Source organism: Sanyastnella coralliicola, assembly GCF_030845195.1.
In the GTDB taxonomy this organism is placed as follows: domain Bacteria; phylum Bacteroidota; class Bacteroidia; order Flavobacteriales_D; family Sanyastnellaceae; genus Sanyastnella; species Sanyastnella coralliicola.
This window is the reverse complement of sequence record NZ_CP132543.1, coordinates 2845248-2862587: the sequence shown is the minus strand read 5'-3', so window position 1 is coordinate 2862587 and position 17340 is coordinate 2845248. Positions and strand designations below refer to the sequence as shown.

Here is a 17340-nt window from a genome sequence, read left to right as displayed (position 1 = left end):
AAACATTTCTCCGACGAGTATAAACTGCTTGTCGAACGGGAAGAAATTGTCTGCACCTTCGCAGCGGAGAACCTAACCTATGCTCAATACCCTCAAGAAATATTTCGGTTACGATAGCTTTCGTCCCAATCAAGAAGAGATCATTTCTGCACTTCTTGAAGGACAAGATGTCTTAGCCTTGATGCCTACCGGAGGAGGGAAATCCATCTGTTATCAGGTCCCGGCAATGATCAAAGACGGGGTGTGTCTGGTGATTTCTCCACTCATTGCCTTGATGAAAGATCAAGTGGAAGCGCTCAAACAGAATGGTATCGCAGCGGCCTATTTGAATTCAACGCAAACGGCTACCGAACAGCGCGAAATCGAAGATCAGCTAGTTAAAGGGGAGATCAAACTCTTGTACGTAGCGCCCGAGAAACTCTTCTCTGGTTATGAGCCGTTCACACGCTTTCTGCAGCAATTGAATGTCTCTTTTTTCGCAATTGATGAGGCACACTGTGTGTCGCAATGGGGACATGACTTCAGGCCAGAATACCTAAAGTTGAAGGAGCTTCGGGACCTGTTTCCGGAGATTCCAATGATCGCTCTGACGGCTACAGCAGATAAGAAAACAAGGGCTGATATCGTCAATAACCTGACGATGCGTGCGCCGAAGATTATCATTGCCAGTTTCGATCGTCCGAACATTCAATACACCATTGAACCGCGCCAGCAAGGACGAGAGAAGTTATTGGCCTTCCTTTCGAAGTACAAAGACGATAGCGGTATTATTTACACGCTATCGCGGAAGTCAACAGAGCAGTTGGCTATGTGGTTGAACAACTCTGGTTTCACCGCCTTGCCTTATCACGCAGGATTGACTCCAGAAGTTAGGAGCCGCAATCAAGAACGTTTTATTCGAGACGATGTCCAGGTGGTAGTAGCTACCATAGCCTTCGGGATGGGAATCGACAAATCGAATGTGCGCTATGTAGTGCATTGGAACCTTCCAAAGAACATAGAGGGCTACTACCAAGAGACAGGTCGTGCAGGACGAGATGGGGTAGATAGTCACGCCATGCTGTTGTACAGTGTGGGTGACGCACACATGCTTCGTGGATTTATTGATGATGTTCCCGATGATAACCATCGAGAGAACTTGCTGAAGAAGTTGAATCAGATGATCGACCTCTGCGAAAGCAGGGTGTGTCGACGTCAATCATTGCTCGCCTACTTTGATGAAGAGCACCCAGGAGAGTGCGGGAACTGTGATGTGTGTCTCCGAGAAGAGACCTATTTCGATGGAACCATCATTGCTCAAAAAGCCCTTTCCGCGGTAGCGCGTTTAGGAGGTAGGTTTGGAATAGGCTACGTCATCGATTTCCTTCGAGGATCGAAGTCGCAAAAGATCAAAGATCAGCACAAGGAACTCAAGACCTACGGGGTAGGGAAGGACTTAAGCAAGAACGAATGGAATCGGCACTTGCGCTATTTAATTGACCTAGGTTTACTTGAAATCGACGGAGGGAAGTTTCCTCTGTTGAAGCTCACGGCAAAGAGCCAAGCCGTTCTCAAAGGACAAGAAAAGGTAGAACTGATTCAACATACCGAAGTCCACGACCAAGAAGTGTTGGCAGAAGATGTTCCAGAGCACCTTGACTTAACCAAGACCTTGAAGAAGGTGCGCAGAGGTTTGGCGAAGAAAGCAGATCTACCGGCGTACATGATCGTCAACGACAAGACCCTCCAAGAATTGAGCAGGTATCGTCCGACCAACATCGAAAACATCTCCAAGATCTCTGGATTCGGTGAGCAAAAGACGGAGCAGTTTGGAGAAGCCTTCGCCACCGCGATCGCTGAATTCTGCAAAGGCAAAGACATGGAGGTGGATCTTACCCCAGCACGCGTGATCAAGCGCAAGAAGAATTCTACTGGTCCGGGAATGTCAGCCATAGAAACGTTGACTATGCTTAACGCAGGTGAAACCGTAGGCTCCATTGCTCGCCAAAGAAAACTGGCCACCTCCACCGTTGAAGGACACGTGTACGAGCTTATCACTGCTGGTAAGGTATCCTCAGAAGCTTTCATCCCTGCTGAAAAGCGAGCAAAGATTCTAGAGGCGTTCAAGCGAAAGCCAAAGGCTACGTTGACTGAGATTCACAGAGAGTTTAAGGGCGAGGTGAGCTTTTTTGAGTTGAGGATTGCGAGGATTTAAGGGCGGAAGGGCGAAAAGGCTAAATGGCGAAATGGTCGACTAATCATGCTAAGCCACTAACGTCGGTCTAATGATGCTAGGAAAAGAATCCAACCCTCAAAACTCAGCTACTGAAGAAATAGTCTTTGATGCCGGAGAGAATGTTTTGAACAGCGTATGCTCCTAATATGAGCCCCATGATCTTACTAATAACCATAATTCCATAGTCTCCAATAATCTTTTGAACTCTGTTGGCGACAAGAAGAAGTAGAGCCGTGAGTGTGATAATTATTGCGACAAGAAGAGTAGTAACCATTTGTTCTTGCACACTGTAAATTTGATTGTCTGTGAGGAGTACAACAGCCATAATCGCTCCTGGAGATGCGATAGACGGTATGGCCACCGGGAATACCGTTACGTGCCGGTAGTCTGTGATTCGGGTTTTCTCCTTTTCAGGTTTACCGTCGCCGAAGATCATGGTTAATGCGAAGAGAAAGAGGATGACGCCTCCAGAAATTTGGAACGCATCGATGGAGACCTCCATACCTTCAAAGATCAACTGGCCCACAACGATGAAAAACAGCAGAATCATGAAGGCTACAGCAGAGGCTCTGATGGCAATTTTCTTTTTGCTGAAGTCATCAAATTCTCTGGTAGCTTCCAGATAAACGGGGACTGATCCAATTGGATCAATTACAGCGAATAGAAAGAGGAGTTTAGTAATCAATTCATGCATAAGCACTATTCGATTCTTTTTCCGGTAGTGGTGAATGAGGCACCTAGTGCACCTTCCATTGAGTTCATGACACCTTCGAAAAGTGGTTCTGGACATCCGCTCGGAGTCTTCCATTCGAATAAGAAGTTCGATCCAGTTCCTCCCTCAACGTCAGACTGCGCAATTACGATTTCAATGGTTTCCATAGGAGCTAGAAATACTGGTTTTTTGACATAAGAACGAATATTCTTTCCCACTGTGTTGAAGTAGTCGGCTCTTAGGATATATACGGTATCTGATTCGCTCAAATTCCGAAGACTGACCATCCCGGTCATGTTGTACTTTCTTTGTTGAGAGAAACTATATATCTGAGAATAAACAGATAAATACGTCTTCCCATGCGCCATGGAGTCAGTATTCTGCATTGTCGCGACACGATCAGACCAGTTCTCTTCTGGAAATTGGACATGAGGTTCATTATCACAAGCGAATAGAACTGTAATTACTGTCAATGCAAAAATCCATGGTTTCATATGTGTCTTCTTTTGATGTCTTGAACACTTAATTTGAAAGGACACTAGCTATCCGACTCAAAGATATGGTTTGAAGTGTAATAGTCTGATTGTTCTTCTTGTCGTCAAAAAGGAGAAGGCGGCTGGCTATGTGTTCAATGATTTGTTGCACGATGGAATTGAGTTAAGTGCCTTTAAGTTGGAAGAAGTTCTTGTGCTTTGATTCCGCAACCGAATAAGCCATTACTTTATACACTACCTATGTATGCACCTTCATTTGCCAAATTAGTACTGAAGTACTTCCGGACTACACTATTCGGGAGGCCGTGCAGATTCTTGTGTTCGCCCATTTCGCCATTAAGATACTCAAGTCTAATCATGCTAAGCCTCAAACGATATGCTAATCATGCTAATCCACCGAAGGTGGGTTAACCATGCTAATCTCCCTAAAAACCAACTCTCCATGTTAATACCTGCCCTACAAGTCATCCCTTTTCCCCAAATTCACCCCCTCATTCTAGTTCTAATTCTCATTCTAACTCTAACTCTTCCTCTCTTGATCATCAACATCCCCGGCCTCCGAAACTCACCGCAAGACCATTGGCAGAGTTATTTTGAAAAAGAACTTGGCGATCAATGCCTACGCGTGCAGCAAGAGAACTGGGAGGAACCAGATTGTGAAACGTGGATCCAACGAATGGAGGAGGTGTTGTCAAATCATCCGCATGAAGAGTTGATTTTGACCGGACATTCAATCGGATGCATGGCGATTGTGCATTGGGTGAAAAAGTACGGTCATCAAATCAAAGGCGCATTATTCGTGGCTCCTAGCGATCCTGAAAAACCAAGTTACCCTTTATACATCACTGGTTTCGCACCCATTCCGATGGATAAACTGCCCTTCCCATCGATTGTAGTGGCAAGTACAAATGATTTCGTCACGGATTTTCTAAGGTCAAAGGAGTTTGCCAAAGCTTGGGGAAGTGAATTGGTCGTACTAGAAGGCGCCGGACATATTGAGGGGAAGTCAGGGTATGGTGAGTGGAAGGAAGGGCTTACTCTTTTGGAGAGGCTTAAGGCCTAAGGCCTAAGGCGTAGGGCTTATTTTCTTGCTCTAAAGTGAACGCCGTCATCGATTATCGATTATAGTTTATCGATTGGTGGTCCCTAGTCCCTAGTCTCTTGACTCTCGACTCTCGTCCCTCGACTATTCTATAGTCAACGTTGTCTTTTCTGTGACGCCTCCAGCGCTCACTCTCAACTCATACTCCCCAACCGGTAAGTAGACTTTTCCGTTGTCGGCTGCTTCTAATGGCATTTCTTCTCTGCCTTCACGGCCTTGATTAACACCATCAACTTTCCCTTCGGAGAGGATGGGTTCGATTTCGATGATGTTAACGCCTGGAGATGCGGTGATCTCTTCAACGAAGAACTGCTCGCCTTCGCTGTTCCAGATTTCAATGGTGTGGGATTGATCTTCGCTGCTTGCGGAGAAGAATGCTACTTCAACTGTTGGTTCCCACGGTTTTACCCATGGACTCCAATTGCTACCCCAGCCGTCATTCCAGCGGATTGGATTAACATCAAAGACCATGAGGTCACTGGCGTTGATCGACTCTTGTAGGTAACTCATGTTTGCTACATAAATCGATCGACCATGTGTTCCAACAACCAAGTCATGTTCACGTTCTTGCATCACCAAATCATGAATGGCCACAGGTGGTAGATTGTTTGAAAAGCGATGGAAGCTTGTTCCGCGGTCCATACTTACATACAGTCCATGGTCTGTTCCAAGGTAGAGGATGGATTCTTCTACCGGATCTTCGAGGATGACATTCACAGGTTCTAGAGGTAGGTCATTCCCGATGCGTGTCCATGAAGTGCCTCGGTTTTCAGAAACGTAGACCATCGCGTCAAAGTGGTCGAAACGGTATCCGTTGAGCGTAACATACACTCGGTTCGGGTCATGGTTTGAGGCTTCAACACGTGTCACCCAGAAGTTAGACGGGAGCCCGGAGCTGATATCGTTCCAGTCTTGTCCTGCGTTGTCTGACATCCAGACCTTTCCATCATCTGTGCCTAAGTAGAGTAGCCCGAACTGTAACGGAGACTCGTCAATTGAAGTAGAGGTCCCGAAGGGAACATTCCCTTTTTTGCCGCCTTTTGTCAGCTCCTCGGAGAGTGTCTGCATTCCGCTTCCTTTCTTCATTGAACGGTGGAAACGGTTCGAAGCCATGTACAGAATATCCTGATTGTGGCGTGAAAGATGAATAGGCGTTTGCCAGTTCCAACGCAATGGGTTTTCACCCAATTCATGACTCGGATGAATGTAGGAGCGATCACCAGTCTCACGATCAATGCGGTAGTAATGTCCGAATTGGTAACCGGTGTAAAGTGACTCGTTACTGCGTGTATCCACTTGCACTTGCATTCCGTCTCCACCCATCAAGAACTCATAAGGGTATTTCCCTGAGTCGTGCCAGCCATCGCTGTATTGGTAGTTCGATGGACCAACCCAGACTCCGTTGTCTTGGAGCCCGCCATAGATGCGGTAAGGCTTGGCATCGTCTACAGCTACAGTGTAGAACTGACCCACAGATGGTGAGTTACATTTCACATAGCTTTCGCCACCATCCCAACTGATGTTGATGCCGCCGTCGTTTCCAGAGATGAGATGTGTTTCGTCTTGCGGATCAAGCCACAAAGCGTGATGATCTACGTGTTGGTTGTCGCCTTGAATCGAGCGCCAAGAAGCACCGCCGTCTTCGCTAGTCAATACAGGAACTCCGGCAATGTAAAGTCGGTTCGGATTGGCTGGGTGAACGCGAATCAATCCGAAGTAGTAGCCATAACTGTAGACCACATTGTCCAAGTAATCTTCATGAGTGCGAGTCCAGCGTTTTTCAACTAAATCGTAGGTATACACTTCAGCGCCTGTCACTGGGGTGTCAAACAATTCCGCGTTAGCGTCATGTAAATAATCAAACAAGGCACGAGGCGCAATTTCATCCTTCGAAACCATGTCGAAAACCACTTCCACTGAATAGCGCTCAGGGAAGTAATTATCTTCTAGGTAAAGCTGAACCAAGGCAGAGTCAAGTTGCAAGAACTCAGCCTTCGACATCATTTCGAAGTCTTGTTTCTTGAGCGTTGTGTCAGCCGCAATTTCTTCTTTTTCCTCTTCTGGTCGAAGCGCTTGGTTGTCAACCATAGCGTACAGAAAGCGCCCTTTCGGACCTTGGTATGAAGTCAGGCCGATCCGCCCGCAATCAGGACCAGAAGGGAAACCGTTTTCCACCTTCGTGATCAATTCCCAGGTCATTCCACCATCGTTACTTTCGTAGACACCAGAACCATTTCCGCCTTCTATGAAGTTCCAAGCGGAACGTGAACGCTCCCACATGGCAGCGAATAAATGCTGCGCTTCTGGATCCATCGCCACGAGGTCAATGGCGCTCGTGGTTTCATCAACGTAGAGCGTGTTTTTCCATGACTTTCCTCCATCTGTTGTGACAAATAGACCACGTTCTTTATTTGGGGTGTACAAGTGCCCGGCAACGGCAATGACTGCCTTTTCTTCGTTTGCTGGATCGAGAATGATGCGACCAATGTGATGACTGTCAGGCAGCCCAGCATAATCCCAAGAAGCCCCGCCGTCTTTGCTGCGGTAGATACCTGTACCAGCGTAAGAGCTACGCGATGAATTGTTCTCACCACTTCCAACCCAGATATGGCCGTTAGACCAATTTACGGCGATGTCGCCCACGTTTTGAGTGGGTAGATTATCAGCAATGGGTTCGAAACTTGTTCCATTGTTATTCGTGAACCAAACACCACCAGAAGCGTAAGCCACGTAAAACTCTTGCGGACGATCTGGGTTAACATCAACGTCAACCACACGGCCGCTCATGATCGTAGGTCCAACGTTTCTGAACTCAATTCCTCGGACGAGCGACGCGGCGTCTTGCTGTGCTTTTTTCTCAAAAGACGCCATACGGTCTTCAGCTGAGGTGGCTTCTATGAGGTCTTTTCGTTTCTTTTTTCGCTGCGCGGAAGCATCAAGGGTTCCAATGATAAGTAGAACGAGGAGGGCAGGTAGGAGACGTTTCATGAATTGAGTTTCGGGTTGTTCTTGTGACGGTCTTTATCGCGATTGGTCTTCTTTTCGATGTTCTTTTGAAGAGCCTCAGTAAGGTCAACATCGCATTGGTTTGCGAGGCACATCAATACCCACAGCACATCGGCCATCTCATCTCCAAGGTCACGGTTTTTGTCCGACTCTTTCTCGCTTTGTTCGCCATATCGACGAGCGATAATGCGCGCCAGCTCACCAACTTCTTCGGTGAGGATAGCCATGTTGGTTAATTGATGAAAATAGCGGACACCAATGGTCTTAATCCAATGATCCACTTGCTTTTGTGCTTCTGATATCGTGATGTCCTGAGTCACTTTTCGTATCTTTATGGGGAATTCAGCCGGAAGATAGCAAGTAAACCCTTGCCGCTGACTGAAGGCACCTTAACTAAAAGAACGGCTGGCACTCTACAGTGCTACTATTGACGTGAAGCACCTTGTCGTCATACTTATCCTCTTGGGTACTGCCCTTGGCGCGACTGCGCAATGCACGAATTATACCATCGATGCAGGCGGGGGTACGTGGGATTCTGAAATCTCTTGGGAGCTATATGACGAAGGTGGATTGTTAGTGGCCAATGATATCGCTGTTGTTGGTTATACAGTTTGTCTACCTGCTGGTTGTTATTCCCTCAATCTTCTTGATTCTTTTGGTGATGGCTGGAACGGTGCCAACTGGGTGCTGTATGAGTCTGGAGTTGCGGTGGCTACCGAGACCATGTTGAATGGTGCAGCCGAGACGTTTCAGGTCAGTATCGGAGGAGCCGTATGTGGCAGTCCAGCACCCTGCGCAGAGCCATTTACCTTCAGCGCTTTCGGGGGTACCTTCGATGGAGAGATTTCTTGGAACTTATCTGATGGTGCGGGAAACCTGGTTCAATCAGGATTCGCCACCACTGGTGTAGATCTCTGCCTTGAATCTGACTGCTACCTCCTCGAACTCTTTGATAGTTTCGGAGATAGTTGGAATGGAGCTACTTGGACCTTGGTTGACTTTGCGGGTAACACTATTGGTACCGGTACCCTGGCAACTGGTGGCTACGGTTATGTTCAAATTTCAATTGGGGGAGCTGCATGTGATCCAGTGAATACAGATGTGATTACAGTAGAGAGTGGTTCATATACTGCAGATCAGTTGATTACTGATGTGTTCCTTGGGGATTGCTTGGAGGCTACAAACGTAACCTATACCGGTGATGCAGGCGCGATTGGAACCTTCAGTAACGGAAGTGGAATCGGAATCGAAGAAGGAATCATTATTACCAGTGGTAGCGTGTTTAACGCACCGGGCCCAAATACCTCGGGCTCCGCTGGAACAGCGACAGGAGCCGCAGGTAGTTTGCTTCTGGATAATATCTCTGGGGTGTTTACCTACGATGCCTCTGTTTTCACTTTTGAGTTCACCGCCAGCACGTCTCAAGTGACCTTTACTTATGTCTTTGCATCTGAAGAATATCCTGAATTCGTGTGTTCAGGATTGAACGATGTCTTCGGGTTTTTCGTGAGTGGTCCAGGGTATGCAGACAATACCAACATTGCTATCGTTCCAGGTACTTCAGACCCGGTAACCATCAACAACGTGAACAACAACGGGGATTTGTGCTTACCGTACTATCCTGCTTATTACAACGATAACGCTGGTTCGGCAGTTCAATACGATGGATACACGGAACCAATGGAAGCCGTTATTAATACGGTGCCTTGCCAAACCTATACTATCACGATTGCTGTGGCAGATGGAGGAGACTCAATTTATGATTCAGCGGTATTCCTTCAGGCAGAAAGTTTCTCGGCTGGTGTAGATGTGGCAGCTGCAGCGGTGGCTCCGGGTGGCGGACAATCGACATCGGGAACCTGTGAAGATTACGGCAGTTTCTTACTCGTCAATAATGGCGATCCATTTGAAGAAGAAGTGACGGTGACTTTCAACTTCTCAGGGTCTGCAGTAGCAGGAGTTGATTACGAAGACCTTGTGACATCCGTGACATTTCAGCCCGGAGAGTCATGGCAAACGGTCGACGTGACGGGTATCCTTGATCAACTGGATGGCATACCTGAAACCCTCACCTTACAATTGGATAACGTATGTAGCTGTACTGTCCCTGAGCCTGTAACGCTTTATCTCTGCTCTTCCATTTTGCTCGCTGTAGAGTGGCTTGAATTTGAAGTGGTTCCAGAAGACGAAGGCAGGGTAGCCAAATGTTATTGGGAGACAATCAGTGAACGCAACAATAGTCACTTCATCATTGAAAGATCCACCGACGGAAACCACTGGGAAGCCATCGGACAAGTCGCAGGCAACGGAGATTCCTATGACTTGCTACACTATGAGTTCCGCGACGAAAACCCACTTATCGGACTATCATACTACCGCATCAAACAATTTGATTTCGACGGCCAATGGGATGTCACTGAAACTCGCGCTCACTTCTTCAAACCTGATGCAACACCTGTAGTTTATCCAAATCCAACGACTACAGGATTCTATGCTTCTGGCTGGAATGGTGAAATAAAAGCTGTTTCGCTTGACGGCAAGGTATTCTCGCTAACGCGGAACGCCGAATCGGCTTACTTAACTGACCACCTAGCGGAAGGGATGTACATCCTCCAGTTCGTCATTGAGGATGAGGTCTTTTGGCGGGAGAGGTTGGTTGTACGGTAATAGGGCTTCCGCTCCTTTACTCTTTATCCGGCATCCGGCATCCGGCGTCCGTTTTTTGCTAATAGATTATGTTCTAAATAGTGTCTAATCGTTCAGCTAAGTCACCTATTTATCTAAATTCCGTCCACCGTCCACCGTCCACCGTCCACCGTCCACCGTCCACCGTCCACCGTCCACCGTCCACCGTCCACCGTCCACCGTCCACCGTCTACCATTTCATCCTTTTCGTCGAAAAATCCGTGTGAATGCAGAATAATCCTAGTACATTGTAATCGAACCTACTAAATCTGACTATTGTGAGCCGAGCATTGCGATGTATGCGGGGGCTCTGTCTGCTTTTAGTGCTACTGACTTTTTTATCATCTGAATCCATTGCCCAGTGCGGGTATGGCGGAATAAATTGGGGTGACGTGACTCCGGCTGGGGTTGGGAATACCGTGACGCTTACCAACGTATGGGGTGGAGATCAGTACAGCATACAAGCTACGGCAGGGTGCACCTATACGGTATCGACCTGTGGTGGAGGATGGGATTCTCAGATCACCATTTTCGACCCGGGATTGACTGTTGCTGCTTATAACGACGATTTCTGCGGCCTCCAATCACAAGTAACATTCACTGCAACTACAACAGGAACCTACACCGTTCAGGTAAACGAGTATTTCTGTGGTTCGAACTTTACTTCACTTCCTAGTTTCACAGTGACCTTAGATTCATGTGCAGCGCTTGATGGCTGCAACGACCCTTCAGCCTGTAATTACAATGCGGCTGATTCGAACGCGAATGCGTGCTGTTATGACGTTTGTGCGTCCATAGACCTTTTTGATTCTTTCGCAGATGGATGGAACGGAGCGACGTATCAGATTTATGATAGCGGCGGAACAGTGGTGGCATCGGGGACGATGTTGACCGGTTCCTTTCAAACAGATGCGCTTTGCTTGACCGAGGGGTGTTATACGATTACTGCTGGTGGTGGGACATGGGATGGTGAGATTTCATGGACTTACAATGACCCAGTGAATGGAAGTACCTCAGGAACAGCTGGAACCTTCACCTTTGTGGTAGGGAACACAGTTACAGGGTGCACTGATCCGACTGCAGCAAACTATGATCCATTGGCCCAGTGTGATGATGGTTCTTGTATTGATTGTTTTTCCTCTGACCCCACAGGATGTCCAGAGATTGACCTAGGAGCAGATATTGCCATCCCAGAATGTTCTGATCCTTGCGAAAACCTCACTTTAACTGCTGACTATTTCGAAACTGGAGAGACGACAGATTATGAGGCGTGTGGAATCGCATACAACCCTCCATATCCTTACAATACGGGAACTCAGTTTTCCATCAATACAGATGACGTTTGGTCAGACGTGATTAGTCTTCCTTTCGATTTCTGTTTCTATGGGACGAATTACTCGCAAATCATCGTAGGTTCTAATGGAGTGATTTCTTTCAATCTGGCAGACGCTGGAGGGTACTGTGGATGGGCCTTCAACGAGAGTTGCCCAGATCCAAACCTTCCGTTGAACAGCATCTTCGGGATCTACCACGATATCGATCCTTCGGTTTGTGGTGCGGCGAGATACGCCGTGCTCGGTACAGCGCCATGTCGCGTTTTTGTGGTGAACTACGACGGAGTGTGCCATTTTTCATGTAACGCCATGACGAGTACATCACAGATTGTGCTTTACGAAACGACCAATGTCATCGAGGTATACGTAGAGCAAAAAGAAACCTGCACAGGCTGGAATAGCGGAAATGCATTGATTGGAGTTCAGAACGCGACTGGTACCGCAGGTGTGACTCCTGATTCACGTCAAACCGGTCCATGGACAGCTGGTAATGAAGCGTGGCGTTTCACTCCTAGCGGTAACTCGATCGTTGACATCAATTGGTACAGCCAAGACGATGGCTTCATTGGATCAGGGGCCTCGATTGAAATTTGTCCTGACCAAGACACGGAGGCTTTCGTTGCTGAAGCAGTATACACCTTGTGTGACGGTTCAACCATCACAGTAGCAGACAACGTGATTGTGACCTGCGCTCAAATTCTATTGCCAGTTGAGTGGCTAGATTTTCAAGCAAAGTTGATCAGTCAAGACCAAGAGGTACTCTGCCAATGGCAAACCGCCACCGAGATTAACAATGAATACTTCACCGTTGAACGATCCGCAGATGGCGAGATATGGGAAGACATAGGAAACGTTCTTGGCGCTGGAACAACTACTGAACCGCAGAGCTATCAATTCGTTGATCGTGATCCTCTTTTCGGGGTGAGCTACTACCGAATCAGACAAACAGACTACAACGGTGAATTCGACCACTCAATCATCCGCTCCGTTGAACGATTACACAGTGGTTTCTCCGTCTACCCAAATCCAGGAAACGGAGTGTTCCGCCTGCAAGGCGCCCAAAAAGGAAACGTCAAGATCTACGACTCCCGAGGCAGACAAGTCCAGGCGCACTGGATGAGCCGCAATGAGCTGCAGTTAGATGTAGCAAGCGGTGTGTATTTCTTTGTGTTGGAGCTAGGGAAGGGGGTAGAACCTCTACGTCAACGCGTAATCATTCAAAGGTAAATGGATCGCGGATCGCGGAATGCAGATTGCGGATCGCAGATCGCGGTATGAGGTCTATTTAGTGATTATAAAGAGTTATTGTCTTGACGAGGATCATCGCTAACAGATTTCAGCTTATCAAAAGCCACTGAACCGCGATCCGCGATCCGCATCCCGCGTTCCTCTAAGCCGTCATTCGTTTACGCTCAACAATCACTTCATCTAAAAAATCTACCAAGTCTTTTCGGCGTGTGATGAGCCTGCTGAAGTGTTCATCATGAATAAGCAACTGACGAAGGAAGTATGGGTTCTTCTCATCTTCAAGACGCAAGTAGAGTGGTTCTTTTTGTCCTACCTCTTGAGGGAAGTTGATTTCGGCATCTGGCAATTCGAGTGGGTCAACAAGTAGTAGTTTTTCGAGCGGGATGACGCGTTTCCAGCGTGTAAAAGAAGAGTAGTCTACGATGACTCCGTCGTTGAGGCTAATCCAGTTTCGATGGTATACCATGCTTTTCAGTGTCAACCCGAGCATCATGGTCAATCCAAAAAAGACAACTAGAAGCAGTACAGCAGTAATGTAGAGTACACCATGAATTTCCACCTCTCCCATAAGCGTTGGGATGATGAATTTATCGAGGTAGGTCCACCACAGGCATGAAATTGTCAAGAGAAGCACTATGGACTTCCATAGCACGGATCTTACAGTACGCATAGCAAACGGTTAAGTTTAATAGTAGTCTTGTCGTAGTAAAAAAGTCTGCTCAGTCCTTAAGCCATACGCCTTAAGCCCTAAGCCTTATCATGCGTATCCATCACAATCGTCACCGGTCCTTCGTTCACTAATGATACATTCATCATCGCTCCGAATTCCCCGCGCTGCACTGGTTTGCCGATGGCTTCAGATAACTTCGTACAGAAGTGCTCGTAAAGCGGAACGGCTTGGTCAGGTCTTGCTGCGTGGATAAAAGAAGGTCTGGTTCCCTTCTTGTACTTTGCATGCAGCGTAAACTGGCTTATCACCAGGCAGTTGCCATTGACGTTACGTATGTCAAGATTCATTTTTCCTTCCGCGTCAGCGAAAACTCGCAAAGAAGCTACTTTGCTTGCCAGCCAATCCGCGTCTTCCTCTTGGTCATCGACGCTGATCCCAACCAAGATCATAAAGCCTTGATCTATTTCACCGATGATCTCTCCTTCTACCTCTACCGAAGCTCGACTTACACGTTGTATGACGATCCGCACATTTCGAAGGTAAGGAATTTCATGGTGTAGGTCAATTTGTTCTGTAGACTCTGTCTAGTCTAGGTTTTGAGCTAAGAGTATGCAGTGAAGTCCACATGGTTCTACGTTGTTCATATCCTGTATGAATCGGGGTAAAACTCTACTACCTGGATCAAGCTGAAAAACGTACTTTTGCCTCAAAGTTTCTTGTCAAATGAGTACAGCCGCAGCCCAGGAGCTAGCTACCCTCGATCAGGCCCAAGAAATGGGTCTATTGCCAGAAGAGTTCGAACAGATCAAATCGATCCTCGGACGAACACCTAATTTCACGGAAATGTGTGTTTACTCTGTTATGTGGAGTGAGCACTGTTCTTACAAGAACTCCATCAAGTGGTTGAAGACCCTCCCTAAAGACGGTCCGCACATGTTGGTAAAAGCCGGAGAAGAAAACGCCGGATTGGTGGATATTGGTGATGGATTGGGGTGTGCATTCAAGATTGAAAGCCACAATCACCCTTCAGCAATTGAGCCTTATCAAGGTGCAGCAACGGGTGTTGGAGGAATCAACCGAGACATCTTTACGATGGGAGCACGTCCGGTTGCTCAGCTGAATAGCCTCCGTTTTGGAAAGCTAGAGAACCCACGTACGAAGTGGCTACTCGAAGGGGTAGTGAAAGGAATTGGTGACTACGGAAATGCCTTCGGTATTCCGGTGGTTGGAGGAGAAGTATTCTTCGATGAGTCTTACCAAGTGAATCCACTCGTGAACGCCATGTCTGCGGGTATCCTCACGACTGACAAGATCATTTCTGCGACATCGAAAGGACCAGGAAACCCGGTTTACATTGTAGGTTCTGCTACAGGTAAAGACGGAATTCAAGGGGCTTCGTTCGCATCTAAAGACATTACGGAAGACTCAGCGAATGATCTTCCTTCAGTTCAGGTAGGAGACCCATTCCAAGAGAAACTATTGCTTGAAGCAACGCTCGAACTTGCCAACACTGACGCCATCGTTGGTATGCAAGACATGGGTGCAGCAGGAATTACCTGTTCATCATGTGAAATGAGTGCAGCTGGTGGAGTGGGAATGGATATCCACCTTGATAAGGTTCCGCTGCGTCAAGCGGATATGAAACCGTTCGAGATTCTACTTTCTGAATCTCAAGAACGTATGTTGGTTGTTGTTCATAAAGGGAAAGAACAAATCGTAGAAGACATCTTCGAGAAGTGGGATTTGAACGCTGTGAACATTGGTGAGGTAACGGATTCACCAAACATCCGCTACTTTAATCATGGAGAGATCGTGGCAGAAGTGCCGGCAGAATCATTGGTTCTTGGTGGCGGTGCTCCAGTTTACGAACGTGAATACTCAGAGCCAGCATACTACGCTGAAGCGCAGAAGTTCTCGATTGATCAAATCGAAGAACCAAAAGACATGGTCATCACAGCGCGCAAGATGCTTTCTAACTACAACATCGCTTCTAAGCGCTGGGTGTGGGAACAGTATGATAGCATGGTGGGTACTGGCAACATGGGGACCAACCGCCCTTCAGATGCCGGTGTGGTGAACATCAAAGGAACCAACCGTGCTATTGCTTTGACTGTTGATTGTAACGCACGTTACGTGAACAATGATCCAGAGAAAGGAACAATGATCGCGGTAGCTGAGGCGGCTCGTAACATTACATGTTCAGGAGGTATTCCTTCAGCGATTACCAACTGTTTGAACTTCGGAAATCCATACAACCCAGAAGTGTACTGGCAGTTCGTTGGTGCTATCAAAGGAATGTCAGAAGCTTGTCGTCAATTCGAAACTCCAGTAACTGGAGGAAACGTAAGCTTCTACAACCAGACTGTAGATTCAGACGGTACGGCTAAGCCTGTATTCCCGACGCCAACGATTGGTATGTTGGGTGTATTGAAAGATAAGTCGACGCACATGTCGCTTGATTTCAAATACAAAGGAGATTTGATCTTCTTATTGGGTGAGTCGCGAAACGATATCAATTCATCAGAATACCTATCAAGCGTGCACAATGTGCGTCTATCTCCAGCACCTCACTTCGAGATGCAGGAGGAGTTGAAGCTGCAAAAATGTGTGCAAGACTTGATCAAGAACAACTTCATCAACGCATGTCACGATGTGGCTGATGGTGGGTTGTTCGTAGCACTCTTCGAAATGGGGCTACCAGGTGGACTTGGATTCGACGTTGTGTCTGATTCAGAGGTACGTAAAGATGCCTTCCTCTTCGGGGAGTCTCAAAGCCGTATCGTTGTTTCGGTAACAGAAGACTACGAAGAAGAGTTCATCGATATGGTTGGTGAGCACGGTATTCCTTTGACACTACTCGGACATGTCACAAAAGGCAAGATGGTAGTTGACGGTGAGCACTACGGTTTCGTTCAAGATCTGGGAGATATCTACCAGAACTCGATCGGTGATGCAATGACCAAATAATCGAACTCGGAAGGCGTTTAGCCTATAACCCTGTTCGACAAATGTCTAGCCTCTAGCGGGGAAGGGCATTTGGTTATCTTTGAAACCACACCGATTAACCACATGGAGTTCTTGAAGTTTATCTTTTCGAAGACCTTCGCAAAGAATCTAATCTTTGCCCTCATCTTTGTTGTCTTGGTTCCTTTGGGGCTTTACATGTACCTCTCGTGGTCTACAGAACACGGAGAGCACGTTGACGTGCCTGACCTGACGGGGATGCAGATTGCAGATGCAGCGAGTAAACTAGATGAACTCAGCCTCACATATGTGGTCATTGATTCCGTCTATTCTGAAAAGGGAGAACGAGGAGCAATCTTCGAACAATCTCCACCGGCAGAAGCAGAAGTGAAAGAAGGACGATTAGTCTACTTGACGGTTTACCGATTGACTCCACCAGCAGAAACCTTAAAGGTTGAAGAAGGAATGAATGAACGTGTGGCCGAAATTATCCTCGATAACAAGGGCATTCGTTACGAGAAGGAATACGTAGAAGATCAGCTTCTCGCGGGAATGGTTGTAAAGGTCGTTCGCAAAGGGAAAGAGCTCGAGCCAGATGCACAAATCAGGAGGGGAGAACGCGTTACACTTGTAATAGGTAAGCTGGGAGATGAACGCGTAAATATGCCTTCGCTGAAGGGAATGACGCTTGATTCTGCAGAAATTGCGCTGAACAACGCACGATTAACCCTTGGTTCTACGTTGTACGACAGCACAGTACTTACTGAAAGTGATTCAGCCATGGCGCGCGTCTACAGACAATCGCCTACAGCTGATGGGAAACAAGGAGTTCAGGTGGGTAGCCTGGTGGATCTTTTCCTAGGGATAAGAGCCATAGAGCCAGACTCAACGATAGCTCCTTAGATACCGA

Annotated in this window: 12 protein-coding genes; 6 read left to right on the top strand and 6 right to left on the bottom strand. The window is 47.3% G+C overall.

All coding sequences use genetic code 11. The annotated features are described in order from the left end of the window. Window positions 1-79: 79 nt before the first annotated feature. The gene (recQ, locus tag RA156_RS11955) at window positions 80-2194 is read left to right on the top strand and encodes a DNA helicase RecQ (protein WP_306640333.1); all 2115 of its coding nucleotides are present in this window, start codon (window positions 80-82) and stop codon (window positions 2192-2194) included. A 103-nt stretch (window positions 2195-2297) separates the two neighbouring features. On the opposite strand, the gene RA156_RS11950 is transcribed toward recQ, so the two are convergent. After that, a complete protein-coding gene (locus tag RA156_RS11950) occupies window positions 2298-2909 on the bottom strand; it encodes a MarC family protein (RefSeq protein ID WP_306640332.1) in 612 nt (203 codons plus the stop codon). A 5-nt stretch (window positions 2910-2914) separates the two neighbouring features. Further along, on the bottom strand, window positions 2915-3421 hold the full coding sequence (locus RA156_RS11945) for a DUF3124 domain-containing protein (protein ID WP_306640331.1): 507 nt from the start codon (window positions 3419-3421) through the stop codon (window positions 2915-2917). 535 nt (window positions 3422-3956) lie between these two features. Here RA156_RS11945 and RA156_RS11940 point away from each other — a divergent pair. After that, on the top strand, window positions 3957-4484 hold the full coding sequence (locus tag RA156_RS11940) for an RBBP9/YdeN family alpha/beta hydrolase (protein WP_306640330.1): 528 nt from the start codon (window positions 3957-3959) through the stop codon (window positions 4482-4484). Between the two features lie 123 nt (window positions 4485-4607). On the opposite strand, the gene RA156_RS11935 is transcribed toward RA156_RS11940, so the two are convergent. After that, complete coding sequence (locus RA156_RS11935; RefSeq protein WP_306640329.1) at window positions 4608-7511, bottom strand: exo-alpha-sialidase; 2904 nt, start codon at window positions 7509-7511, stop codon at window positions 4608-4610. Next, window positions 7508-7837, bottom strand: a complete 330-nt coding sequence (locus RA156_RS11930) for a nucleotide pyrophosphohydrolase (protein WP_434064842.1) — start codon at window positions 7835-7837, stop codon at window positions 7508-7510. Before RA156_RS11930 ends, RA156_RS11935 begins: the two co-directional genes overlap by 4 nt. 124 nt (window positions 7838-7961) lie before the next feature. Between RA156_RS11930 and RA156_RS11925 the strand changes: the two genes are divergently transcribed. Then, complete coding sequence (locus tag RA156_RS11925) at window positions 7962-10196, top strand: choice-of-anchor L domain-containing protein (RefSeq protein ID WP_306640327.1); 2235 nt, start codon at window positions 7962-7964, stop codon at window positions 10194-10196. A 341-nt stretch (window positions 10197-10537) separates the two neighbouring features. Then, complete coding sequence (locus RA156_RS11920; RefSeq protein WP_306640326.1) at window positions 10538-12775, top strand: T9SS type A sorting domain-containing protein; 2238 nt, start codon at window positions 10538-10540, stop codon at window positions 12773-12775. Between the two features lie 163 nt (window positions 12776-12938). On the opposite strand, the gene RA156_RS11915 is transcribed toward RA156_RS11920, so the two are convergent. Further along, on the bottom strand, window positions 12939-13466 hold the full coding sequence (locus RA156_RS11915) for a hypothetical protein (RefSeq protein ID WP_306640325.1): 528 nt from the start codon (window positions 13464-13466) through the stop codon (window positions 12939-12941). 77 nt (window positions 13467-13543) lie between these two features. Next, entirely contained in the window at window positions 13544-13996 is a 453-nt protein-coding gene (gene dtd / locus RA156_RS11910) for a D-aminoacyl-tRNA deacylase (RefSeq protein WP_306640324.1), read from the bottom strand. A gap of 193 nt (window positions 13997-14189) precedes the next feature. Here dtd and purL point away from each other — a divergent pair, with 193 nt between their 5' ends. Together purL and RA156_RS11900 are read left to right on the top strand one after the other, a co-directional pair. Next, window positions 14190-16433 (top strand): phosphoribosylformylglycinamidine synthase subunit PurL, encoded by a 2244-nt coding sequence (purL, locus tag RA156_RS11905; protein ID WP_306640323.1) that lies wholly within the window; start codon window positions 14190-14192, stop codon window positions 16431-16433. A gap of 102 nt (window positions 16434-16535) precedes the next feature. Next, window positions 16536-17333 carry a PASTA domain-containing protein gene (locus RA156_RS11900; RefSeq protein ID WP_306640322.1) on the top strand — a complete coding sequence of 266 codons (798 nt, stop codon included), beginning with the start codon at window positions 16536-16538 and terminating at the stop codon, window positions 17331-17333. The last annotated feature ends 7 nt before the right edge of the window (window positions 17334-17340 follow it).